Consider the following 22,221-nt stretch of genomic DNA (forward strand, 5'->3'; position numbering starts at 1 on the left):
TTCGCCTTCAGACAAATTCCCCCAGAGCGTGAAAAGAATCGGCATCAGGGTTGAACCTTGCGGGAGAGAACGCGCAGCGCGTCCATCATGTGTTTCTCGACTGAACTGCGCGAAATGCCCATTTGGACGGCGACGTCGGCATAGCTGACCCCATCGAACTTGTGCAGGCGAAAGACTGTCTGCGTCTTGGGCGGCAGGGTCTCGAGAGCGGTGAGAAGGCGCGCCAGCTTCTCGCGCCCGGCCACGACCGCCTCGGCCGAAGGGGCCGCGTCCAGATCTTCGGCGGCGCCGGTCTCATGGTTCAGTTGTCGCCATTGGGCGTCGCGGTTCGCCGACCGCTGCCCGGATCGCCAGCGGTCCATCAGCAGGTTGGAAGTCAGGCGAAATAGAAAGGCGCGGGGATTGTCCGGCGGCGGGTAGGGGGCGAGCGTCGAGACCTTCAGATAGATGTCCTGCAGCACGTCATCGACATCGCCAGACGCACCGCCCAGCCGCGCGCGACAAAACCGGGCCAGATCCTCGCGCTGCGTAAGATAGGCGGCGATCAGGGGATGCGCGGCAGGCGCGGTCAAACGGGCGAAGTCCTCTCGTGCAGCCAGACGGGCCAAGACCTTCAATGCCGTGACGATTTTGATGAGGCAAGGGTCGGTCGGCGGCGTCCTTGTCATGAAGGCGCCGTGTCGCGGCGACGAGCAGGACCCAGATGCGCGCGTTTGCAGGACATGACGGCACGAAGGCCCCAGTTCTTTCGGTCGGCTAGGGCGGCGTCGTGTTCGATCTCTGGCGCTCGGGCTTTATCCGCCGACCTTTAAGCAGCTTCATTGACCATGAGCCGCGCGCGGACGAGATCGTCTGGCTGCCGGACTGCGGACCGCATGCCTATGTCGCGGACCCGTTCGGGATCACGCGCGACGGCGTGCTGACCGTCTTCGTCGAGGCGTTCGACTATCATGTACGCCGCGGCGAGATTCACTATCGCCAGTATGACGCCGACGACCGGCTGCTGGGGCAGGGCGTGGCCCTGTCCGAGCCCTGGCACCTCTCCTATCCGACCCTGATCGAGGACGGCGGCGAACTCTACATGCTGCCGGAAGGCTATAAGAGCGGCGGGCTGATCCTTTATCGCTGCGTGCGTTTCCCGGACCAGTGGGAGGCGGTGGCCCGCATCGGCGAGGCGGCTGCGATCGATGCGACGGTGGTCAAGCACGACGGCCGGTGGTGGATGTTCCACGCCCTGCCCGGACCGGACGACCGGGCGATGCGCGAACTGCACATCGCCTGGGCCGACAGCCTGATGGGGCCGTGGACGGCGCATCCCGGCAATCCGGTGATGGGCGGTTTCCAGACCTCGCGGCCGGGCGGGTCGGCGTTCCTTCACGACGGCGCGCTTCATCTGCCGGTTCAGGACTGCGCTTTGACCTATGGCGCGGCGATCAATCTGCTGCGGATCGATGTGTTGTCGCCGGACGCGTTTTCGGCGGTGGTCGTGAAACGGTTCGAGCCGGGCCATCTGCTGGACGGGTACGGCGACGGCTTTCACACCCTGTCCGGTCACGGCGACGTCACCTTCATCGATGTGAAGGGCATCCGCCAGTCGTCGGCGGAGCCATGGCTGAAGGCCGGCTTCAAGGCGCGTCGGCTGCTGGGCCTGAACGGGCCGCGCGGTCGTCGCGCCACCGGCGCCGCCGTTCATCCCAAGATTTTCGAGACCGCTTCCGTTCGGAAGGAAGGCTAGACCATGCGTATCGCCGTCGTTCTGCCGCGAGGCTGCACCTTCTGTCCGGACAAGACCAACTCGATGGAGACAGTGGTGCGCACCCTGTCGGCGCACAGCCGTTTGAACCGGCTGGTGACGCTGATCGCCGATGCCGGCGGGCCGACGCCGGCGGGCGTGCAGATGGTGACGGTGCCGGCCGGGCTGGACCGCAAGGCGCGAAATGCGGCGGTGATGGACGTTCTGAAGAAACTGTCGCCGGACATCGTGGAATATCATCAACAGCTGAAGGCGGCCTCGGAGTTGGCGAGACAACTGCCTGACGCGATCCACGTTCTTTATCGCCACACGCGGATCAAGCCGTCGCGCAATTTGATCGAACGTCTGCGATACGGTCGACGCCTCGCGCGGTTCGACCGGCTGGTGTTCGTCAGCCGTGCGGCGGGTGAAGAGTTCGTAACGGATTATCCGCGTCTGGCCGGGCGCGTTTTGTCGGTTTGCAATCCGATCGAAAGCGACGTCTGGCGTGCATCGCCCGAGCAGCGCGAGAAGCTGATCCTGTTTGCGGGACGGGCGATGAAGGACAAGGGGCTGGACCTGTTCTGCACCGCTCTGGCCGAGACGCTGGATTGCTACCCCGACTGGCGCGGCGCGTTGATGCTGGGCGACTGGGACAAGAATAAGGATTGGGCTGCGCCACAGGTGCGGATGCTGGAGCGGTTCGGCGACCGGGTCGAAATCCACAAATCAGCATCGCTGGACGCGGTGCGAGCGATGACGCAGCGCGCCGCCATCGCGGTCACGCCGTCGCGCGTGCGCGAGGCCTTGGGGCTGGCCGCGCTGGAGGCCCATGCGGCGGGCGCGGCGCTGATCTCGTCGGGACGCGGCGGCTTGCGCGAAGCCAGCGGCGAATATGCGCTGTATGTCGATGTCGAGGAGGCCGGCTCTCTGACAAGCGCCATGATGCGTCTGGTCGAAAATCCCGATGAACGTCTGGCTCTGGCGCGTGGCGGACAGACCTATGTCGAGCGGGTGCATTCGCCGGCAGCGCGCGCGGCCGAGCTGGACGCCTTGCGCGAGGCCTTGGTCGAAAAGGCGTTCGTCACGCCGAAGGCGACGCTGCGGAGGCGTCCTCTGTTCGGGCCGGCGGCGTCGTTGACCCGGCTTCAGGGCTAGGCTTTAGCCCCTTCGGATGAGGCTGTCGTAAACGTGGGTGACCGCGTCGAATCGCACGCGCGTCGGCTGGTCGCCTAGGGGTGCGGCCTGGAAGTCGGCTTCAGTCAGGCCGGCGGCGACGGGATCGGCGATCTTGTCGGTGTTCCAGCCCAGCAGCAGCCGAGCGCCCGGGCGTAGGATGGCCGCCAGAGCCTTTAACGCCCTTTGCTGCTGTTCGGAACTGTCGACGCCATAGCCCAGCACGCCGTTGCAGACGACAGCGTCGAAGATCAGGTCGGAGAAAATCCCGTCCGCCTCACACACGTCACCGGTGCGATGCCGACCGCTTCGGCCCCAGCGCTCGGCTGCGGCATCAATATCGGTCGTCCAGACTTCTCCTCCGCCGGCCTCCAGAGCGGCGTAATCATCCAGCGTATATTCGCGACATCCAACCCACAGTATGCGGCCGCCCTCAGCGGACAGGACCGGGATGTAGCTTTCGGCCATCACGCGCCGATCCGGGAGGGCGCGAATGCGCGCCACCTTGGGGGAACTTCGTTTGCGATCGGCGTCCTTGCCGAAGACCAGCGTCCTTAAAACCGTTCCAACACCCATGCACTTCCCCTCGCCTTGCCCCATAGGGTTGGTAGCGAGCAGCGGATCGACTGCCAACCATCGCGTGGGCGTTTTGCGGTCTTGTCGGGTAGCGGGCAGGTGCTCAGAACGGGAAGAAGATCGGGATGGCCACCATGGCCGCGATCCAGGTGATCAGGTTCAGCGGCAAACCTACGCGCACGAAGTCCATGTAGCTGTAGCCGCCCATGTTGAAGACCAGCACATTGGTCTGATAGCCGAAGGGCGTGGCGAAGGCCGCCGAGGCGGCCATCATGACGCAGACCAGGAAGGGGCGGGGATCGACGCCCAGGCTTTCGGCCAAGGCCACGGCGATGGGCGTGATGAGTACCGCGACGGTCGCATTGGACAGCAGTTCGGTGGCGAACAGGGTCACGCCGTACAGCACAATCAGCGCCCCGAGCGGTCCCAGCGGACGGATGAACCCGATTAGACGGTCGGCGCCGGCAGAGGCCAGACCTGTCACCTCGATCGCCGTACCAACAACCACCATTCCCGCGATCAGCAGCAGGATTTCGGGCCTCAGTCCGGCGTAGGCTTCTTCGGGCGTAATGACCCGAAGCAGGATCAAGGCGACGGCTCCGGCGAAGGCCGAGGCGGCGATGGGCGCCCAGCCGAGCGCAGCCGAGATGATCACCAAGACAAAGATTCCCAAGGCGATCATCGCCGGGCGAAGTCGGAACGGCCGGTCCGCCGCGCCATACAAATCCACGTCGCCTAGGTGCGCGTCGCCGGAGCCGTCGGCCTGGTTGCGGGATCCGCCAAGACGGGGAAGGCCAAAGGGTAGGCGTCGCCGGCGTTTTGAAATCGCCTCGGCCTCGGCGCGCTGCCGCGCCTCCTCCATCTCCGCCAGTCGCGCGGCTTCCGCCTCATCCATGGCAACGGACCGACCGAGCTGGCGCGCGCCGACGAAATACAGCCACAGGCCGCCGACGACGGCGATCGCCAAGCCCACGGGGGTTATCTCGAACAGGCCGAAGACGGGCTGTCCCGCGTTGCGCGCCATGTCGTTGACCAGGAGGTTGGTCGAGGTGCCGATCAGGGTCAGCAGCCCGCCCATGACGGTGACATGGCTCAATGGCATCAGGAAACGTTTGGGCGACAGCCGAAGCGACTGGGCCACGTCGCGGATCACCGGCGCAGCCAGCACCACGACCGGAGTATTGTTCAAGAAGCCGCCGACCGATCCACAAAGGCCGATGACGATCCAGATGCCCCTAGCGCCTATCCTCGAGGCGAGTTGCGTCGCCTGGCGGATCAACCAGCCAAGCAGGCCTGACAGCTCGATGGCGTAGGCGATCACGAAAAGACCGGCCAGGGCGATGACAGCGGGGCTGGCGAAGGCGCCCTGGACCTCGACGGGCCGAACGACACCCAGCAACAGCAGCACCGCCGCACCGGTCAGGGCAACGACGTCGGCTCGGACCTTGCCATGAATAAGGACGCCGACAACGCCGACAAGAACGGCGAGCGCCGCGATCTGATCGAAAGTCATGATGCCGTGCAGACCGTCCCCCGTCTCTCGCGTCAACCAATTTCGTGAGATCGGCTCCCTGTCAGCGGTTCACGTGCTAGGGTGGTTCCATGCTCGAACCGATTGTGCCGCCTCGTCCATCGGTCGTCGCGCTTGCGGCGTCCCTCGTTTTTCTAAGCGCCTGCCAGCGTGAGCCGACCGCCGCAAGCGCGCCTGTTGCGGAGCCGGCGCAGACCTCGGTCGTGACCGTGGCGCCCGCGCCAATCCTGGACCGCGCAAGCCTGCTTCAGGCCATGGACATCGCCGCCTCTGCATTCGCCGCCGGTCAGGAGGTCGCAGGCGCGTCGCTGGCCGGTCGACGCTTCGTCGTGCGCCAGGCCTTCGGCTGTGGTGGTCCCGCCGTGAATAGATCGTCGCAAGCCGGTTTGGCGACAGTGACATGGAGCGAGGACCGCGAGAGCGCGAAACTGACGTTGACGCCCGGCGACTGGTCCCAATCGGCGTTGATTGCGGGTGACGCCGAAACCTGGGAAGCGGCCGAGGGCTTCTGGTTGGCCCGCCCCTGGCTGCGCGTCGATACCTGTCCGGCGATCCAGGGGGGCACCTCGCCTGAAGCCCCGTCGGCGGCCCAGACCATGGGCTTGGCGGCTGTTTTCAAAGAAGGCGGGTCCAGGACCGTCCGGCGCAACGGCCGGGCCTATGAGGCGACGCTGCGCGCCGAAGGCGACCAGCCTTTGATGCCGTCCGCGCAAGGCTATCGCCTGGTGCTTGAGGGACGAATGACCGCTTTCGCGGACGGTCGCGCCATTCGCTGCCGCGCCGTGGATGCGGATCAAAGGCCGGTCTGCATCGGCGCCGTTCAACTTGACCGCGTCGCCTTCGAGGACGCCGAGGGCAAGACCTTGAGCGAATGGCGAGAAGGCTGAGGGCGCTGACGCCCCGTTCGCATCAGGCGGCGTAGTATTTGCGATAGGCTCGATAGTCGTAGTCGTGGTGGCCGTAGTTCCGGCCGGCCTCCGCCCGGACATCGACTTGGCTGAGGGTGACGCCGGAAAGGCGAACACCGGATTGGCTGAGGATGCGGATCGCAGCGGCGACGGCCCGCGCGGGGGTCTTTCGCCAGCGGGCGAGGAGGATGACGGTGTCGGCCTTGGCTGACAGGATACGTGCGTCGGCGAGGACCAGAACGGGCGCGGTGTCGATGACGATCAGGTCGAAGGCCTGACGCAGTTCGTCGAGCAGGGTGGTCATCGGCGGGGCGCCGAACAGGTCGTCGGCCGACAGGCCAGATCCCGAAAGGGGCAGAACCTGTGCGCCGGAGGCCGGGTCCAGCACCGAGACGTTTCGCCAGGCCGCCGCGCCGTGCAGGACCTCGGCCAGGCCGTGATCGGGGTTCAGGCCCAGCATTCGCGTCACGCCGCGCCGACGCGGGTCGCCGTCGATCAGCAGAACGCGTCCGCCGGAGCGCGCGGCGACGCGGGCCAGACAGACGGCTGTAGTGGTCTTGCCTTCGCCGGGCAGGGCGGAGGTGACGGCGACGATTCGCGCGGACGGTTCGCCCACGACGCTGACGATGGGGGTGATCGACGTGCGCAGCGCTCGGAAAGCCTCGGCAAAGACCGACAGCGGGCGTTGGACGACGAGATCGATCGGATGCAGCGTCTGATCCTCCGCCGTCGCCACCGATGAGGCGAGGGGAATGGCGCCGACGGCCCCGACGCCCAGGCTGCGCTCGATGTCATCGGGGCCGCTGAGGCCTGTCTGCAAGGCGTTGGCGATGATGACGGCCCCGGTTCCCGCCGCCGCGCCGAGCATCAAACCCAGCGCGAGGCTGATCATCAGGTTCGGTGCGCTTTGCGCGGTCGGAGGCGTGGCGCGCGAGACGATGCGGGCGTCCGCCTGTTCGACGCCGGTCTGGGCGCTGGTCTCGCGATAACGATCCAGGAAGGCGCGGTAGATGGCGCGGGCGGCCTCGGCCTCACCTTCCAGTTCGCGCAGACGCACCGAGGCGGCGTTGTTGTCGGCCAAGGCGCCGCGCGCAGCGTCCAGGCTGGACTGGACCGAGGCGGCGCGTTGGCGGGCGACCTGGGCCTGGGCGTCCAGGTTCGAGACGACACGGCGGATCTCGGCCTGGATCTGCGCGTCGATGTCGGCCAGCTCCTGACGGGCGCGGATCATGTCGGGGTGCAAAGGGCCGTAGCGGACAGAAAGGTCCGCGACGCGCGTGCTGATCGCCGCGCGCTGGGCGCGCAGGTTCTGAACCACGGGAGAGGAGAGGGCCTCGCCCACATCGTCGCCGTTGGAGCCGGCCGCCATCTGAGAGCGGGCGGTGCGCAGGCGGGCGTCCTGTTCGGCCTGTTGCGCGCGGGCCAGGGCGAGTTGCTGGTTGTAGGCCGAGATTTCCTGCTCCGTCAGGGTGGCGCCCTGGGCGCTGAGCAGGCCATTGTCGATCCGGTAGGCTGAGACGGCCGCGTCGGCGGCCTCGACCTGGCGGCGCAGATCTTCCAGCCGGGCGCCCAGGAAGGTGTTGGCCTGGGCGTTGGCGTCAAACTTGGCGGTGAGTTGAGACTGGAGATAGGCGTCGGCGAAGGTGTTGGCGATGCGGGCAGCCTTAATCGGACTTTCGGAGGTGAAGCTGACCGCCATCGAATAGGTCAGGCCGACGCGGCGCACGGTCAGGCGTCGCCGGACGGCGTCGATCACCTGTTGGCGCTCGATCTGGCTATCGGTCGGCGCAGGCGTGGCGCGCGGCAGGTGTTGGGTGAGGGGCGATGATCGCAGGCGGGCGTTGAACTCGGAATCGCGGATCAGGCCCAGCGTCTGTACGACCTGGGCGGCGAGCTGGGGTGACTTCAGAACCTCGACCTCGGTGTCGACGATGGCCGCCTCGGCGTCGAGCGCCGACAGCACGGCCTGTCCCACGACGACCTGTTCCTTGCGCGTATTGATCTGGAGGCTGGCGGTCGCGGTGTAGACCGGCGGCTGGCCTAGCATCAGCGCCAGCACGATCAGGCAGACGACGGCTGCGACAGCGGTGAACAGACCGAGACGACGCCGGAAGGCGGCGATCAGGGCGTGGAGGTCGATGGCGTCGTCCGCCGGCTGGCCGGGACCGCCCATCGCGGTGTCGTGGTAGGTCATCGCGCCATCGAACGGTGATCGTCCCGTCCAGTCCTGCGATGACGCCTTCAGGTTGTCAATCTTCGCGCTTTGGCCGTGTGTTCAGAACTGCGAGACGACCGCGACGGACAGGCGCGTCGAGTGATAGCTCGGTCCTGCAACCGCGCCGGACGAGGATTGGTCGAGATAGGTCAGACCGGCGGTCAGGCCATAGCGACGGTTGAGGCGATAGACGGCGCTAAAACCAGCGGTAAAGCGGGTGTCGGAGCGGTCGAGGCCGTTATAGTCGTCTTCGCTCCACGCCGTTTCCGCCGTCAGGATCAGATTGCGCAGCAGTTCGTGGTCTGCGCCGATCGACACGTCGGTGCGCAGGGCGCCGGCTGAGCCGACCACGCCGGTGTCCGCGACGCTGCGCGCGGCGGTGGCGGTCAGAGTCGTCAGTTGCGTGGGAAACCACGACAGGCGCGCACGCCCGCCGAAGCCGTCGAGATCGCCATAGGCTGTGTTCCGAAACTCCTGACGGATGTATCCGGCGGCGACCTCGCCCCGGACCAGGGCTCCGAGCTCGAAGTCCACGCCAGCCAGGGCTTCGTGGCCGGAAGAGGATCGTTCCGGCGACCCTGCCACCCTGCGATAGTCGCGGTCATCGCGTGCGACCTGAAAGAAAAGCGCTGTCGCGGGGGAGAGGGCGTAGTCGGCGCGGCCGGTCAGGCGGGCGGCGGTGCAATCCCGGTCGTCATGTTCGATGACGGCGCCGGCGTCTTTCAGTCCATCGCGGTAGTCATAGCGAAGGACGGCGGCCTTGGCTGACAGGCGCAATCGACCCCGCGTGCGCGTCGCCGCCAGCGAGGCGGAGGCCAGGTCGAAGGCGATCGGGCGGCGAGCGGCGGGATCGGAGCCGGCGGCCGTGCGGGCCTCGTGATCGTGGGCGTAGTCTGCAACCAATGTGATGTCGACGCCTCGAACGATGTCTAGACGGCCGGCGCCACCCAGGCTCCAGTCGGTCGTGTTCTCGTTGTCGAAATCGAGGTTGCGGTCGATGTCGGCGCGGACGCGGGTTTCAAGCGCGTGGCGCGACCAGTGGGATCGGACGACGACCTCAGGCGTCACGCGCAAGGTCGTTGCGGGCTGACGGTTGTCCTCGGCCGCAAAGATGTTGTCATCATGGACGACGCCCGACTGAAGCCGGGGAAAGGCCGTGAAGCCGCCGGCCCGGATGCCGAGCGGGTCGTAGGCGGGTTGCGGGCGGTCGCGTACGGCGACCGCACGGTTGCGAACGAAGATGTCGATTTGCGCGTCCTGAGCCGGGCGCAAAGCCTGGGCGGAGGCGTCGGTTGCGCCGAACAGCAACAGGACGAAGCCGGCCGGCAGGATTTTGCGTCGCATCGGCCCCCCAGCCTTCTTGCGTCAACCGTTCTCGTATTGACGCCACCAGGCGACGAACTTTTCCAGTCCGATCTTCAGCGGGACCCTGGGCTGATAGCCGCACAGGGCGTTCAACTTTGAAATGTCCGCATAGGTGGCGGTGACGTCTCCGGGCTGCATCGGCCGCATGATCTTGTTCGCCTGGGCGCCCAGCGCGGTTTCCAGCGTGGAGATCATCTCCATCAGGCCGACGGGCTGGCTGTCGCCGATATTGTAGACCTCATGCACGCCCCGCGCGGGAGGACGGTCCAGCACGGCGACCACGCCGTCGACAATGTCGTCGATATAGGTGAAGTCGCGCGCCATCTTGCCTTCGCCATAGACCTCGATCGGCTCGCCGCGCCCGATCTTCTGGGTGAAGCTGAAATAGGCCATGTCGGGCCGGCCCCAGGGTCCATAGACCGTGAAGAACCGCAGGCCCGACTGCGGAAAGCCATAAAGCCTGGCGTAGCTCTGGCTCATCAGTTCGCACGAGCGTTTGGTCGCGGCGTAGAGCGAGACCGGGTGGACGGTCGGATCGTCTTCGCGAAAGCCCGAACCCTCCAGCGGCCGGTCGCCATAGATCGAACTGGACGAGGCATAGACCAGGTGGGTCACGTCATTGTGCCGCGCGGCCTCCAGCATCGACAGATGGCCGGCCAGGTTGGACCTCTCGTAGGCGAAGGGGTTCTCGAGGGAGTAGCGGACGCCGGCCTGAGCCGCGAGGTGGACGATCCGCTTGACCCCGGCGTCTGAAACGAGGGCACGCATCTGCGCGTGGTCGGCGATATCGGCGCGGACCATCCTGAAACCGTCGCGACCCTCAAGCCGAGCGGCGCGGGCGGCTTTCAGGCGCGGATCATAGTAGTCGTTGAAGACATCGACGCCGATCACCTGCTCGCCCCGGTCCAGCAGGCGCTCGGCGACGTGCATGCCGATGAAGCCGGCCGCACCGGTGACGAGGATCGGCGACCCCATCAGCCGCGCCCGATGCCCATGTAGCGGAAGCCGCGATGCTTCATGTCCTCGGGTCGATAGATGTTGCGCAGATCGACCAGGACCGGCTGTTTCATCAGCAGCTTGATGCGGTCCAGATCCAGGGCGCGGAACTGGTCCCATTCGGTCACGAGGACCACAGCGTCAGCGCCGACGACGGCGTCATAGGCGCTGTCCTTCATCTGGATGTCCGGCAAAAGCTTAGCGGCCTCATGCATGCCTTCGGGATCGAAGGCCTGGACGGTCGCGCCTGCGGCGATCAGGGCAGGCGCGATGTCCAGTGATGGGGCGTCACGCATGTCGTCGGTGTTCGGCTTAAACGTCAGACCCAGAAGGGCGACCGTCTTGCCCTGGACACTTGTCCCCAGGGTCGCGGCGACGCGGTCGGCCATGGCCTTCTTGCGGGCGTCGTTGACCTCGACCGTCGCCTCAATCAGCTTTGTCGGCGCGCCATACTGCTGGGCGGTGCGGACCAGGGCGATAGTGTCCTTGGGGAAGCACGAGCCGCCATAGCCGGGGCCGGCGTGCAGGAACTTCGAGCCGATACGCTTGTCCAGGCCGATGCCGCGCGCGACCTGCTGGACGTCGGCCCCGACGGCTTCGCACAGGTCGGCCATCTCGTTGATGAAGGTGATCTTCATCGCCAGGAAGGCGTTGGCGGCGTATTTGATCAGCTCGGACGTGCGACGGCCCACGAACAGCAGCGGACTCTCATTCAGGTTCAGCGGACGATAAAGTTCGCTCATCACCTTCTGCGCGCGGCCGCCGGCGTCGCCGGTCATGTCGTCGATGCCGATGACGACGCGGTCGGGACGTTTGAAGTCGCCGATCGCGGCGCCTTCACGCAGAAATTCGGGGTTGGAGACGACGGCGAAGTCGGCCTTCGGATTGGTCTTGCGGATAATCGCCTCGACCTCGTCGCCCGTGCCGACCGGGACGGTCGATTTGGTGACGACGACCGTGAAGCCTTCGATCAGGCCGGCGATCTCCTCGGCGGCAGCGTGGACGTAGGACAGGTCGGCATGGCCGTCGCCGCGACGCGTCGGCGTGCCCACGGCGATGAAGACGGCGTCCGCCCGGCGAATGGCCTCGGCGCCGTCCAGGGTGAAGAACAGTCGGCCTTCGCGCACATTGGCGGCGACCAGATCATCCAGCCCCGGCTCGTAGATCGGGATTTCGCCCCGCTCCAGCCGTTCGATCTTGGACGGGTCCTTGTCGATGCAGGTGACGACATGGCCGAAGTCGGCGAAACAGGCGCCGGACACCAGGCCCACATAGCCCGTCCCAATCATCGCTACGCGCATCGAAATCCCTCATCAGCCGCGAGCCGACCTTTAGCGGTGCGGTGCGCCCGGGGACAATGGCTTTTGGTTTCGCGGTGCAACGGGTCTGCAGCCGACGCCATCCAGCGTCGGCTGCAGGATCAGAGCTAGAGGACGCCGATCATCGAGGCGACCAGCGGGTGACGGACGATGTCGCGCTCGGCCAGACGCACCACGGCGATGTCGGGTACGGCCTCAAGTCGAGCCGAAATGTCCGACAGGCCGGAGATGCCGGGCAGCAGGTCCGACTGCTGCGGGTCGCCGGTCACCACCATGGTGGAATGCCAGCCCAGGCGGGTCAGCAGCATCTTGAGCTGGACGTAGGTGCAGTTCTGCGCCTCGTCGACGACGATGAAGGCGTTGTTCAGCGTGCGGCCGCGCATATAGCCGACCGGGGCGATCTCGATCAGACCTTCGGCCATCAGCGCCTTGACCCGCTTCATCGACAGACGATCGGACAGGGCGTCGTAGAGCGGGCGCAGATAGGGAGCCAGCTTGTCTTCCATGTCGCCGGGCAGGAAGCCGATGGATTCGCCGGCCTCGACAGCAGGGCGGCTGAGGACGATGCGGCCGACCTTGCCCGCCTCCAGCGCCTCGACCGCCTTGGCGACGGCGAGGTAGGTCTTGCCGGTGCCTGCGGGACCCAGCGCCATGACCAGGTTGTGGTGATCTATGGCTTCCATCAACTCGCCCTGGCCCTCGGATTTGGGCTTCAACGTCTTCAGGTAGCCTTGGTCGCGGTCGTCGTTCGAAGGATAGGGCGACCATCCTGATCGCTCGTGATGCGGGGCGTGAAGCCGACGAACTTTCGACTCCTCCATGAAATCACGCGAATCCAGGATTCCGTGTTCACGCGTTTGACGCTTGGTTGCAGCACGCTTGGTCATGGACGCCTCCAGGGCATGAAAAAAGGCGGACCCGAACGGGCGCCGCCTTGGATGGTCTTGGGGAGGAAGAGGTCGCGGCCTGCACAGCGGCGGCCCGGATCGACAGCAGGGCCGTCTGCAACGGGGTGCGCCCGCCGCCGAACAACCGAACCAGGATCCCAACGCGCCACGCGAAAGCCCCGACTTGATGACCGGATCGGGCTTGATCCGGTTTCGGATCCGGGGCCGAAATGGCGACCCACGAATCGCATCAACAGAATGATGCTATCGTGGTTAGCGATCCGTTAAAGCCCTCGTTTTTCAAAGATTAGGCGGTGTACAGATGACCATTTACGCCTTGGGCGACAGCAAACCACAGCTTCCGCCGCAGAGCGAATACTGGGTGGCGCCAAGCGCATCGGTAATAGGGAACGTGATTCTCCATTCCAACGCCAGTGTCTGGTTCGGCGCCGTGCTGCGGGGGGACAACGATCCGATCACCGTGGGGCCTGACAGCAACATTCAGGACGGCAGCGTGCTGCACACCGACATGGGGTCGCCGCTGACGCTGGGGCGCGGCGTGACGGTGGGACACAAGGCCATGCTGCATGGCTGCGAGGTAGGGGACTATAGCCTGATCGGCATCGGGGCGGTGGTGCTGAATGGGGTCAAGATCGGCCGGAACTGCATCATCGGGGCCAACGCGCTGATCACAGAAGGCAAGATCATCCCGGACAACAGTCTGATCGTGGGCCAGCCCGGCAAGGTGGTGCGGGAGCGTGACCCGGCGCACATCGCCGTGCTGCAGATGTCGGCCGAACATTATGTGCAGAACTGGAAGCGGTTCGCGGCGGAGCTTCGGCCCCTATGATCGGCTGAGGACAAACCGCGCCGCCGCCGCGTCGGCGTCGATCTGGGTTTTCAGGGCGTCGAGACCGTCAAAGGTCTCCTCGCCACGCAGCCAGGCGACCAACTCGGTGTCCAGCGTCTGGCCGTACAGGTCGCTGTCGAAGTCGAACAGCCAGACCTCCATCAGCGGGGTCTCCAGCGCATACATCGGACGCACGCCCAGACTGGCGACGCCGTCGATCACCCGCCCGTCCGGCAATCGGCTGCGGGTCGCATAGACGCCGTAGGCGGGGCGCATGTAGTCGCCGAGCGCGATATTGGCCGTCGGCACGCCGATGGTGCGGCCGCGCTTGTCGCCGTGGATCACTTCGCCCCGAATAGCGAAGGGGCGGCCTAGGATGGCGGCGGCGCGGGCCATGTCGCCGGCTTTCAAGGCCTCGCGAACGGCGCTGGACGACAGTTTCAGCCCGTCCGCGTCATCTAGCCGTTCGGCGACAGAAACGGTGAAGCCCAGCCTCTCGCCATAGGCGCGCAAGGCCTCGGGCGAGCCGGATCGGCCCTTGCCGAAGGTGAAGTCGAACCCGACGGCGGCGTGGCGGATGCCCAGACCCTCGGCCAGAACCCGCTCGGCGAAGGCGGCGTCGGTCATGCCGGCCATCTCGGCGTCAAAGGGCAGCAGATAAAGGATGTCCACACCCAGCGGCGCCAAAGCCTCGGCCATCTGCTCGGCCGTCATCAGCCGAAAGGGCGCGGCGTCCTTCTGGAACCAGCGGCGCGGATGAGGATCGAAGCTGACGACGCCCAGCGACGCGCCCAGCCGTTCCGCTGCGTCACGTGCGCCGGCGATGACGGCCTGATGCCCGCGATGCACGCCGTCGAAGGCGCCGACGGCGACCGCCGCGCCTTTCAGCGCGTCCGGCACCTCGCGCCAGTCGCGCCAAATACGCGCAATCTGCATCAACGCTGGGACGGTTTGCGCCGGCGGGGGACGCGGACGACGGCGACGCCGTCCATGATCATGGTCTCGCCGACGAAGCCTTCGCAGCTGAGCTTGACCCGCGCGCTCTCGGGCTCGACCTCGATCACGGTGATCAGGATGCGCACGACGTCGTCGATCCTCACCGGCTGATGGAAGGCCAGGGTCTGGGAAATGTAGATCGAGCCGGCGCCCGGCAGGATGGTGCCGACCACCGCAGAGCCGAACGAGGCGCTGAGCAGGCCGTGGGCGATCCGGCCGCGATAGGCGGTCTTAGAGGCGAAGGCCTCGTCCAGATGCACCGGGTTGAAGTCGTCGGACGCCTCGGCGAACAGCCGAATGCGGTCCTCCGTCGCGACGACGATTTTCTCGGCCGCCATGCCGACGTGAAGTTCGTCCAGGATGTAACCACCGGACGGATGCTGCTGAACCAATTCGACCATGGATGAGGCTTTAGCGGCGGTGCGACAAAATGGCGAGCCTTACCAGTTCAGTTCGAGCGCGGCGTATCGCGCATAGGTCGTTTCCGCCTTTAGCAAAGCAGCGGCGCGGGCCGGCTCGAGCGCGCCGTCTTCGCCCTTGGCCTGGTCGCCGTGGATGCCCTGGGCGATGAACAGGCAGTCGAGCCCTTGCGCGTTCGCGCCCATCACGTCGGTGACGACGCCGTCGCCGATGCACAGGACGCGCGAGCGATCGACGGAGCGGCCAAGCAGGCCTTCCGCCTCCTTGATCGCCAGATCATAGATCGGGGCGAAGGGCTTGCCCGCCATGACGACGCGTCCTCCCTGCGATTCATACAGGTCGGCCAGTGCTCCGCCGCAGTAGATCAGCTGGTCGCCGCGTTGGACGACGCGGTCGGGATTGGCGCAGATCAGTTCGATGTCGCGTGCGGCGCCGACGGCGAACCGCTCACGGTAGTCTTCGGGCGTCTCGACCGTGTCGTCCTCCGGGCCGGTGACGGAGATGAAGGCGGCGTCCTCAGGCGACGCGGCGCGCTCGAGGCCAAGGCCGGCGTACAGCGGCGCGTCACGTTCGGGGCCGACGATCCAGGCCGGGCCGGGCGCGCGCTTGGCCAGTTCGGCGCGGGTCGCGTCGCCGGAGGTGACGAAGGCCTTCCATGCCTCACGCGGCACGCCCAGCCCGTCCAACTGAGCGATCACGTCCGAGGCCGGGCGGGGTGAGTTGGAGATCAGCACGACGTGGCCGCCCTCGCGGTTGAACCGGGTCAGCGCCTCGCACGGGCCAGCCCAGCTTTCGCGCCCATTATGGATCACGCCCCAGACGTCGCAGAGCAGGATGTCATAATCGCCGGCGACGGCGCCGAGGTGGGGCAGGGCGTGGGGGAGGGTCATGGGGCGTTGGTAGCCGCTAGGACGCGGAGGCGAAAGTCTCCTCCCCATGAAATGGGGAGGGGGACCGCGAAGCGGTGGAGGGGGTTCTTGAAACGGGCTCGGAGCGTGTGATGCGGATAAGCCCCTCCGTCACGGCGCGAAGACGCGCCGCGCCACCTCCCCACGGAGTGGGGAGGAGACCGTCTAGAACCGGCGACGCTGCTCGGCGCTGCGCAGGGTGGAGCGCAGGAACTCGGCCGGGGGGTCGGTCTCGGCCAACACCTGTTCCTTGATGGCGCGGGGTTCGCCGAACAGGTGGCCCTGGCCCATGCCGACGTCCAGTTCGAGAATGTCGACGACCTGGCGTTCGTTCTCGACCTTTTCGGCGATGACCTCGACGCCGTAGCGGCGGGTCAGGGCGGCGAAATCGGCCGCCTGGATGTCGGGCATGGAGCGCAAGGGCGCGCCGCCGTCCAGGTCCAGCAGTTGTTCGATCATCAGGTCGGCCGCAACCTTGATGAACTTGACGTCCGAGCGTTGCAGATCGGCAAAGTCGAGGTCCAGCGTCTGCACCTTGTCCAGCGAGAAGCGGAAGCCCAGGTCGGCCAGCTTGGCCATGTTGCGCGCCTCGATGGCGCCGCGCGCGTCGAACGTCGCCTGACCCAGTTCGAAGATCAGCGCCTGGTTCAGGTCGCGGTTCTCGGACAGGAAGTCGAGAAACTGCGGGAAGAAGGTCTCGTCGCCCAGCGAGGTCAGGGCCACGTTGCAGAAGACGCCGACCTTGCGATCCTGACGCGCCAGCCGCCGCACGATCTGGGCGCAGCGGAACAGCAGCAGATTGTCGATCGCCGGCACCAGACCCTCGCCCTCCGCCAGGGACAGATATTCCGCCGGCATCATGACGCGGTCGGTGGCGTCGCGCAGCCGGGTGAAGCTCTCGTAGAAGATCGTCCGGCGTTGGGGCAGGGAGACGACCGGCTGAAGATACAGATCGACGCGGCCTTCACTGAGCGCTTCGTGGATGGTGCGCAGCAGGACGTTGGATTGGGCCATGCGACGGCCCTCAAAGGTCTCGACACCGATATGCGGCGCGGCGGCCAGACGTTCGTCGATGCTTTCGCTCATCTGCTGGACCAGGGATTCCAGCATCCGGACCTCGCCGGTCAGCGCATCGGTGTCGGACAGGACGCCGGTCTCGATGGCGTGCGCCAGTTCAGTCAGGGCGCCCTGGGTCGATTCCATCGCATCGGCGAGCAGGCGGTGGGCCTCGCGGACTTGGCCAATTTCCTTTTTCAGGACGCGGCGCTCGGCGATGCCGGTGACGATGCCGTGGAAGGCGCCCAACAGCCCCAGTGCGCCGAGCGTTCCGGCCACGCCTGCGCCGATCCCAAGGCCCGCGCGCCACAGGAAGGCGCCCACGGTCATGCCGAGGAACAGATAGGCGAAGTAGAGAAAGCCCGTTGTTACGTTGCGCATCGGCTGGCGGTCGGCCACTCCCGGATGGAATCGCCTGAGTATCAGGCTATCAATGTCATTCGGCTAGAGCGGGGCTGCAAATATCCCCGCCAAACCTACGGGAAACGCAATGGAACTGTTCGATCTGACCGGCAAGGTCGCAATCATCACCGGCTCATCGCGGGGAATCGGCAAGGCCATCGCCGAACGGCTGGCCGAACACGGGGCCAAGGTCGTCATCTCGTCGCGCAAGGCCGGGCCGTGCGACGAGGTCGCCGCCGAGATCAACGGCAAGTACGGCGCCAAGGCCGATGAACCGCGCGCCATTGCGGTGCCGGCCAACATCGCCTCGAAGGAAGACCTGCAGAGGTTGGTCGACGAGACAAACGCCGCCTTCGGCCAGATCGACATCCTGGTCTGCAACGCCGCGACCAATCCCTATGCCGGGCCGATGGCGGGCATCGCCGACGACCAGTTCGAGAAGATACTGCAGAATAACGTCATCTCGAACCACTGGCTGATCCAGATGGTCGCGCCGCAGATGGTGGAGCGGAAAGACGGGGCGATCCTGGTCATCTCGTCCATCGGAGGGCTTCGCGGCAACGCCCTGATCGGCGCCTACAATATCTCCAAGGCGGCGGACATGCAGCTGGTGCGCAATCTGGCGGTGGAGTGGGGGCCGTCGAACGTGCGGGTCAACTGCATCGCGCCCGGGCTGGTTCAGACCGATTTCGCCAAATATCTGTGGGAGAATCCGGAGCTGCTGAAACAGGTCACCGAACCGGCGCCGCTGAAAAGGATCGGTCAGCCCGATGAAATCGCGGGCACGGCGGTCTATCTGTGCAGCCCTGCGTCGGCCTATGTGACTGGCCAGACCCTTGTGGTTGACGGTGGATTGACGATTGCCTGGTGAGCGTAACGACTGGAAGCAGGATCTAGTTTGGCGCCTGGAGGCCTTCGGCTTTCAGGCGCTGTTCGGCTTTCTGCGCCTGCTGGGCGTCGAGCGGGCGTCGGGGTTGGGCGGCTGGCTGCTGCGCACGCTGGGGCCGCTGACCGGCACGCAGAAGACGGTAATGCGCAACCTGCGGATCGCCTTTCCTGACATGCCGGCAGACGAGCGCGAGGCGCTGGCCTTGGCGCAGTGGGATCAGACGGGCCGGACCTTCGCCGAGCTGGCGATCATGGATCATCTGACGCCCGAAGGCGGGCGGGTCGAGGTGGTCGGGATGGAGCGGCTGCACGCCCTGCGCGACAGCGGCAAGCCGGCCGTTTTGATCTCGGGCCATCTGGCCAACTTCGAGGTGATGGCGGCGGTGATCATGGCCTCGGGCGTGCCGTGTCAGGTGACCTATCGCGCCGCCAATAATCCGTACGTCGACGCCCTGATCCGCCAGAGCCGGGAGCGTTACGGCATCCGTCTGTTCGCGCCCAAGGGCGACGGGACGCGCGAACTGATGGCGGGGATGAAGCGCGGCGATTCCATCGCCCTGTTGGTCGATCAGAAATACAATCAGGGGCCGGAGGTGGAGTTCTTCGGTCAGCCGGTGAACGCCTCGCCTGGGGCGGCCAGGCTGGCGTTGAAGTTCGACACGGTCATGCTGCCGCTGTCGGTGGTGCGCCTGCCGGGCGTGCGGTTCCGGGTGACGGCGCACGAGCCAATCGTGGTCAGCCAGAGCGAGGACAAGGCGGCCGATACGCTGGCCGGCATCCAGGCCGCCAATCGCTTCGTCGAGGACCGGGTGAAAGAGCATCCGGTGGACTGGTTCTGGGTCCACAAGCGTTGGCCGGACAAGGTTTATGCGGCGTTGGACCGCGAGGCGTCCGATCCTCGACGGTAAGGCCCGGCGTAGTCGGGCGTATCGCGACGCCGACGGCAGGGCCCGATATAGCCATCGGCCTTGATGAAGGGGCGGGGCTTCATGATGACGGCGTTCAGCCGATCCAGCACGGCCTTGGCGGTGATCGGCTTGACGATGAACTCGGTCACCCCGGCGTCGCGGGCCTCGTAGACGCGGCTGCGTTCGGAATGGCCGGTCATCATGATGATCGGCAGAAACGGATTGGGGCTGTCGGGGCTGGTGCGGACGAGGCGGGTGAACTCGACCCCGTCCAACGGGAACATGTTGAAATCGACGATGGCCAGATCGATCGCGTGGCGACGCAGCAAATCGAAAGCCGTCGCGCCTTCGGACGCCTCATAGACGTTGCGGATGTCGGCCGAATGCAGCACGGCTGACGCGATGGCGCGCATATTCTGATTGTCGTCCACAAGCAGGACGTTCAGCGATTTCAGAGAAAACATCGGGCCCCGCCAGATCTTCGATCGAGGCTAAGTGGATATGCGTAGTCTCGCAAGAGGAGCCTTTGATCAGGCTAGACTTTCTGGAACACGCGCCCCGATCATGAGTGACGGATCCAGGTTGCGATCGCGCCATTTCATGCGCCAGCACAGGTGGGGGCCGGTGGCGCGGCCGGTCATGCCGACGCGGCCCAGCGCATCGCCGCGCCGGACGCGTTGGCCCAGCGCCACGTCCAGCCGCGACTGATGCAAATAGCAGCTGATCAGGCCCTGACCGTGGTCGATCAGGGTCAGACCGCCCTCGAAATGCATGTCGGGGCGGACGAAGGCGATGCGGCCGTCGGCGGGTGCGCGGATCACGCTGCCCTGGGGGGCGGCCAGGTCGATGCCGTAGTGCGGCCGGGCGGGCGTGCCGTTCAGGACGCGCTGGGCGCCCCAGGCGCTGGAGACGCGGTAGCTCTCGAGCGGCCAGGCGAAGCCATCCTTGAAGTCGTCGGAGTCGATGCGGCTGGCGAAGCCCTCCGTCTTCAGCGCGATCTCCTGCTGGATGCGGGCCAGGAGGGCGGGATCGCTGGGCTCGACGGTCGAGGACGGCAGGCCGTTCACGCTGGTCGAGGGGAAGGCGTAGGGAGCGATGTCGAGGGTGCGACGGGCGGACCGGCCGTCGGCGCGGGCCTCGATCTGGACGCTGGCGGAGGCGTCGCGGTCGAAGCCGATCACGAAGAGGCCGGCGGCCGAGGCGGTGGTCAGGGCCTCGCCGTCGACGAAGATCAGGGCGCGCGGCGCGGTGCGGCCGAAGGCGTAGCCGCCCTGGCGCCAGGCGCCGTTCAAGGCCAGCGGCAGGGCGTTGCGGTCTTCAGCCATTAGCGGCGCGGCGATCAGGCTGGCGCTCGCGCCGGTCAGCAGGGCGCGGCGCGACGGGATCATTTTTCGCCCTGCTGGGCCGCGATGAATTCGGCCGGGCCGAAATAGGGCTGCTGACGGCTGGGGCTCCAGTAGCGGAGGACTTCCAGCGGGATCGGCCTGTCCGTGACGGCGCAGCGCACGAAGCGGCCGGGCTTCAAGACGGCAAACTCGCCGTCGCCATAGTGAAGAACGGCCTGATCTGCTGCGATTTTGTCCATGAGCGAACGATAGCGGGCGGCGGGCGGCGCGGAAAGAGGCTCAGGGCGCCGCGACCGCATCCGTGATCGGGCCGTCCGCCGCTGCGGGGCGGATCGCGCCGGCCGCGGGCGGCTTCGGCTTGCCGCCCATCCGATCGGTGAACAGGAAGACGAAGGGGTTCAGCGAGATCGACAGCAGGGCGGCGGCCAGGATCAGATCGTGGGTCTCGCGGCTCATGGCGCCCAGGGACACGCCGAGCGCGGCCAGGATGAAGGAGAACTCGCCGATCTGGGCCAGGGACGCCGCGACGGTGAAGCCAGTCGGGCGATCCAGCTTGAAGGTCTGGGTGATGACCAGGGCCGCGACCGACTTGCCGACGATGACGATGCCCAGCACGCCCAGGACCGCCCACGGCTGGCGCACCACGATCATCGGGTCGAACAGCATGCCGACCGAAACGAAGAACAGCACGGCGAAGGCGTCGCGCAGCGGCAAGGAGCGCTCGGCCGCATTGTGACCCAGCGGCGAGGCGTTCATCACCAGACCGGCCAGGAAGGCGCCCAGCGCGAAGGAGTGGAACAGGAAATAGGCCAGCCAGGCGATGCCCAGGGCGATGGCGAGGACGCCCAGGGTGAAGAGTTCGCGCGACTTGGTGTGGGCGATGCGGATCAGCAGCCAGGGAATGACCTTGCCGCCGACGACCAGCATGCCGACGACGAACAACACGACCTTTAGCAGGGTCAGGCCGACGTCGGTCCCCAGCGCGGCGAGGTCCGTCTGGGTTCCGGCCGGGACAAGCACCATGGGCAGCATGACCAGGGCGATGACGATGACCAGATCCTCGACGATCAGCCAGCCCACGGCGATGCGGCCGATCTCGCCCTTGACCTGTTTACGCTCCTCAAGCGCGCGCAGCAGGACGACGGTCGAGGCGACGGACAAGGCGAAGCCCATCAGCAGAGCCTCGACATCGCCCAGGCCCAGCACGAAACCGCCGAGCCCCCATCCCAGCACGGTGGCGACGCCGATCTGAACCAGGGCGCCGGGAATGGCGACCTTGCGGACCTGCATCAGATCCTTGGGCGAGAAATGCAGGCCGACGCCGAACATCAGCAGAATGACGCCGATCTCGGCCAGTTGCGGCGCCAGTTCGGTGTCGGCGACGAAGCCGCCCGTATAGGGGCCGACGATCACGCCCGCGACGAGATAGCCCACCAAGGGCGACAGTTTCAGCCGATGCGCCAGCATGCCGAACACGAAGGCGAGGACGAAGCCCCCGACCAGGGTGAGAATCAGGCTGTCGGCATGCGGCATCAGGGCTCCTGTCGCGAGCGAAGGTGTGATTTGGGTAGGCTTTGCAGTTGGGGCGCGAAGGCCGGTTTGACAAGATGACGCAGTGTCGCGCGGGACGGAAAACGGCTTTGTCTTCGCGGCGTTCGGCCTGCGAAGTCTGGAGGGCTGGGCGGAGCGCCGGGCCTTCGCCCGGAGTGTGAGTTTTTAAGTACCGTTTCGACGAAGGGTTG

General features: G+C 66.4%; 22 protein-coding genes. 6 read left to right on the top strand and 16 right to left on the bottom strand.

Going from position 1 to position 22,221, the window contains the following annotated elements; genetic code table 11:
• Positions 1-44: 44 nt before the first annotated feature.
• Positions 45-572 (bottom strand): RNA polymerase sigma factor, encoded by a 528-nt coding sequence (locus BVE01S_RS03840; protein ID WP_240612069.1) that lies wholly within the window; start codon positions 570-572, stop codon positions 45-47.
• A 197-nt stretch (positions 573-769) separates the two neighbouring features.
• Here BVE01S_RS03840 and BVE01S_RS03845 point away from each other — a divergent pair, with 197 nt between their 5' ends.
• Positions 770-1,735: a glucosamine inositolphosphorylceramide transferase family protein gene (locus BVE01S_RS03845; protein ID WP_066624479.1), complete on the top strand. Its 966-nt coding sequence runs from the start codon at positions 770-772 to the stop codon at positions 1,733-1,735.
• Positions 1,736-1,738: 3 nt separating this feature from the next.
• Positions 1,739-2,890 carry a glycosyltransferase family 4 protein gene (locus BVE01S_RS03850; protein WP_066624487.1) on the top strand — a complete coding sequence of 384 codons (1,152 nt, stop codon included), beginning with the start codon at positions 1,739-1,741 and terminating at the stop codon, positions 2,888-2,890.
• 3 nt (positions 2,891-2,893) lie between these two features.
• Here BVE01S_RS03850 and BVE01S_RS03855 read toward each other — a convergent pair whose 3' ends face one another.
• Positions 2,894-3,484: a methyltransferase domain-containing protein gene (locus BVE01S_RS03855; RefSeq protein WP_066624491.1), complete on the bottom strand. Its 591-nt coding sequence runs from the start codon at positions 3,482-3,484 to the stop codon at positions 2,894-2,896.
• A gap of 103 nt (positions 3,485-3,587) precedes the next feature.
• Positions 3,588-5,033 carry an SLC13 family permease gene (locus tag BVE01S_RS03860; protein ID WP_420808371.1) on the bottom strand — a complete coding sequence of 482 codons (1,446 nt, stop codon included), beginning with the start codon at positions 5,031-5,033 and terminating at the stop codon, positions 3,588-3,590.
• Between the two features lie 53 nt (positions 5,034-5,086).
• Here BVE01S_RS03860 and BVE01S_RS03865 point away from each other — a divergent pair, with 53 nt between their 5' ends.
• The gene (locus BVE01S_RS03865) at positions 5,087-5,902 is read left to right on the top strand and encodes a hypothetical protein (protein WP_066624494.1); all 816 of its coding nucleotides are present in this window, start codon (positions 5,087-5,089) and stop codon (positions 5,900-5,902) included.
• Between the two features lie 22 nt (positions 5,903-5,924).
• Here BVE01S_RS03865 and BVE01S_RS03870 read toward each other — a convergent pair whose 3' ends face one another.
• From BVE01S_RS03870 to BVE01S_RS03890, 5 genes are all read right to left on the bottom strand, one after another.
• Entirely contained in the window at positions 5,925-8,117 is a 2,193-nt protein-coding gene (locus BVE01S_RS03870; RefSeq protein ID WP_066624498.1) for a GumC family protein, read from the bottom strand.
• An 81-nt stretch (positions 8,118-8,198) separates the two neighbouring features.
• Positions 8,199-9,482 carry an outer membrane beta-barrel protein gene (locus tag BVE01S_RS03875; protein ID WP_066624501.1) on the bottom strand — a complete coding sequence of 428 codons (1,284 nt, stop codon included), beginning with the start codon at positions 9,480-9,482 and terminating at the stop codon, positions 8,199-8,201.
• 21 nt (positions 9,483-9,503) lie between these two features.
• On the bottom strand, positions 9,504-10,478 hold the full coding sequence (locus tag BVE01S_RS03880) for an SDR family NAD(P)-dependent oxidoreductase (protein WP_066624503.1): 975 nt from the start codon (positions 10,476-10,478) through the stop codon (positions 9,504-9,506).
• Positions 10,478-11,800 (bottom strand): UDP-glucose dehydrogenase family protein, encoded by a 1,323-nt coding sequence (locus BVE01S_RS03885; RefSeq protein WP_055805536.1) that lies wholly within the window; start codon positions 11,798-11,800, stop codon positions 10,478-10,480. The genes BVE01S_RS03880 and BVE01S_RS03885 overlap by 1 nt, the downstream gene beginning before the upstream one ends.
• A gap of 125 nt (positions 11,801-11,925) precedes the next feature.
• A complete protein-coding gene (locus tag BVE01S_RS03890) occupies positions 11,926-12,717 on the bottom strand; it encodes a PhoH family protein (protein ID WP_088582943.1) in 792 nt (263 codons plus the stop codon).
• A 310-nt stretch (positions 12,718-13,027) separates the two neighbouring features.
• On the opposite strand from BVE01S_RS03890, the gene BVE01S_RS03895 reads away from it, so the two are divergent.
• A complete protein-coding gene (locus BVE01S_RS03895; protein ID WP_066624505.1) occupies positions 13,028-13,555 on the top strand; it encodes a gamma carbonic anhydrase family protein in 528 nt (175 codons plus the stop codon).
• Here BVE01S_RS03895 and BVE01S_RS03900 read toward each other — a convergent pair.
• The 4 genes from BVE01S_RS03900 to tipF all read right to left on the bottom strand — a co-directional run bounded on the left by BVE01S_RS03900 (position 13,550) and on the right by tipF (position 17,316).
• Positions 13,550-14,491: a bifunctional riboflavin kinase/FAD synthetase gene (locus tag BVE01S_RS03900; protein ID WP_066624508.1), complete on the bottom strand. Its 942-nt coding sequence runs from the start codon at positions 14,489-14,491 to the stop codon at positions 13,550-13,552. The genes BVE01S_RS03895 and BVE01S_RS03900 overlap by 6 nt on opposite strands.
• Positions 14,491-14,952 carry a MaoC family dehydratase gene (locus BVE01S_RS03905; protein ID WP_017506733.1) on the bottom strand — a complete coding sequence of 154 codons (462 nt, stop codon included), beginning with the start codon at positions 14,950-14,952 and terminating at the stop codon, positions 14,491-14,493. Before BVE01S_RS03905 ends, BVE01S_RS03900 begins: the two co-directional genes overlap by 1 nt.
• A gap of 39 nt (positions 14,953-14,991) precedes the next feature.
• Complete coding sequence (locus BVE01S_RS03910; RefSeq protein ID WP_066624511.1) at positions 14,992-15,861, bottom strand: TIGR01459 family HAD-type hydrolase; 870 nt, start codon at positions 15,859-15,861, stop codon at positions 14,992-14,994.
• A gap of 183 nt (positions 15,862-16,044) precedes the next feature.
• The gene (gene tipF / locus BVE01S_RS03915; protein ID WP_066624599.1) at positions 16,045-17,316 is read right to left on the bottom strand and encodes a flagella assembly cyclic-di-GMP phosphodiesterase TipF; all 1,272 of its coding nucleotides are present in this window, start codon (positions 17,314-17,316) and stop codon (positions 16,045-16,047) included.
• 109 nt (positions 17,317-17,425) lie between these two features.
• Between tipF and BVE01S_RS03920 the strand changes: the two genes are divergently transcribed.
• Positions 17,426-18,208 carry an SDR family NAD(P)-dependent oxidoreductase gene (locus BVE01S_RS03920; RefSeq protein WP_066624513.1) on the top strand — a complete coding sequence of 261 codons (783 nt, stop codon included), beginning with the start codon at positions 17,426-17,428 and terminating at the stop codon, positions 18,206-18,208.
• On the top strand, positions 18,198-19,133 hold the full coding sequence (locus tag BVE01S_RS03925) for a lysophospholipid acyltransferase family protein (protein ID WP_066624516.1): 936 nt from the start codon (positions 18,198-18,200) through the stop codon (positions 19,131-19,133). Before BVE01S_RS03920 ends, BVE01S_RS03925 begins: the two co-directional genes overlap by 11 nt.
• Here BVE01S_RS03925 and BVE01S_RS03930 read toward each other — a convergent pair.
• The 4 genes from BVE01S_RS03930 to BVE01S_RS03945 form a co-directional block, all read right to left on the bottom strand.
• Positions 19,091-19,597, bottom strand: coding sequence for a response regulator (locus BVE01S_RS03930; RefSeq protein ID WP_066624523.1), 507 nt, complete (start codon positions 19,595-19,597; stop codon positions 19,091-19,093). The two genes, BVE01S_RS03925 and BVE01S_RS03930, sit on opposite strands and share 43 nt — an antisense overlap.
• A gap of 66 nt (positions 19,598-19,663) precedes the next feature.
• A complete protein-coding gene (locus BVE01S_RS03935; RefSeq protein WP_066624525.1) occupies positions 19,664-20,521 on the bottom strand; it encodes a M23 family metallopeptidase in 858 nt (285 codons plus the stop codon).
• The gene (locus tag BVE01S_RS03940) at positions 20,518-20,718 is read right to left on the bottom strand and encodes a DUF2093 domain-containing protein (protein ID WP_066624606.1); all 201 of its coding nucleotides are present in this window, start codon (positions 20,716-20,718) and stop codon (positions 20,518-20,520) included. Before BVE01S_RS03940 ends, BVE01S_RS03935 begins: the two co-directional genes overlap by 4 nt.
• A gap of 40 nt (positions 20,719-20,758) precedes the next feature.
• Positions 20,759-22,012, bottom strand: coding sequence for a cation:proton antiporter domain-containing protein (locus tag BVE01S_RS03945; RefSeq protein WP_066624527.1), 1,254 nt, complete (start codon positions 22,010-22,012; stop codon positions 20,759-20,761).
• Between the last annotated feature and the right edge of the window lie 209 nt (positions 22,013-22,221).

Source organism: Brevundimonas vesicularis NBRC 12165 (genome assembly GCF_001592205.1).
In the GTDB taxonomy this organism is placed as follows: domain Bacteria; phylum Pseudomonadota; class Alphaproteobacteria; order Caulobacterales; family Caulobacteraceae; genus Brevundimonas; species Brevundimonas vesicularis.

Coding starts and splice junctions, on each gene's coding strand:
- BVE01S_RS03875 (WP_066624501.1), bottom strand. CDS start 9,482: ATGCGACGCAAAATCCTGCCGGCCGGCTTCGTCCTGTTGCTGTTCGGC.
- BVE01S_RS03905 (WP_017506733.1), bottom strand. CDS start 14,952: ATGGTCGAATTGGTTCAGCAGCATCCGTCCGGTGGTTACATCCTGGAC.
- BVE01S_RS03910 (WP_066624511.1), bottom strand. CDS start 15,861: ATGACCCTCCCCCACGCCCTGCCCCACCTCGGCGCCGTCGCCGGCGAT.
- BVE01S_RS03940 (WP_066624606.1), bottom strand. CDS start 20,718: ATGGACAAAATCGCAGCAGATCAGGCCGTTCTTCACTATGGCGACGGC.
- BVE01S_RS03855 (WP_066624491.1), bottom strand. CDS start 3,484: ATGGGTGTTGGAACGGTTTTAAGGACGCTGGTCTTCGGCAAGGACGCC.
- BVE01S_RS03850 (WP_066624487.1), top strand. CDS start 1,739: ATGCGTATCGCCGTCGTTCTGCCGCGAGGCTGCACCTTCTGTCCGGAC.
- BVE01S_RS03945 (WP_066624527.1), bottom strand. CDS start 22,012: ATGCCGCATGCCGACAGCCTGATTCTCACCCTGGTCGGGGGCTTCGTC.
- BVE01S_RS03920 (WP_066624513.1), top strand. CDS start 17,426: ATGGAACTGTTCGATCTGACCGGCAAGGTCGCAATCATCACCGGCTCA.
- BVE01S_RS03895 (WP_066624505.1), top strand. CDS start 13,028: ATGACCATTTACGCCTTGGGCGACAGCAAACCACAGCTTCCGCCGCAG.
- BVE01S_RS03885 (WP_055805536.1), bottom strand. CDS start 11,800: ATGCGCGTAGCGATGATTGGGACGGGCTATGTGGGCCTGGTGTCCGGC.
- BVE01S_RS03900 (WP_066624508.1), bottom strand. CDS start 14,491: ATGCAGATTGCGCGTATTTGGCGCGACTGGCGCGAGGTGCCGGACGCG.
- BVE01S_RS03935 (WP_066624525.1), bottom strand. CDS start 20,521: ATGATCCCGTCGCGCCGCGCCCTGCTGACCGGCGCGAGCGCCAGCCTG.
- BVE01S_RS03930 (WP_066624523.1), bottom strand. CDS start 19,597: ATGTTTTCTCTGAAATCGCTGAACGTCCTGCTTGTGGACGACAATCAG.
- tipF (WP_066624599.1), bottom strand. CDS start 17,316: ATGCGCAACGTAACAACGGGCTTTCTCTACTTCGCCTATCTGTTCCTC.
- BVE01S_RS03880 (WP_066624503.1), bottom strand. CDS start 10,478: ATGGGGTCGCCGATCCTCGTCACCGGTGCGGCCGGCTTCATCGGCATG.
- BVE01S_RS03865 (WP_066624494.1), top strand. CDS start 5,087: ATGCTCGAACCGATTGTGCCGCCTCGTCCATCGGTCGTCGCGCTTGCG.
- BVE01S_RS03870 (WP_066624498.1), bottom strand. CDS start 8,117: ATGACCTACCACGACACCGCGATGGGCGGTCCCGGCCAGCCGGCGGAC.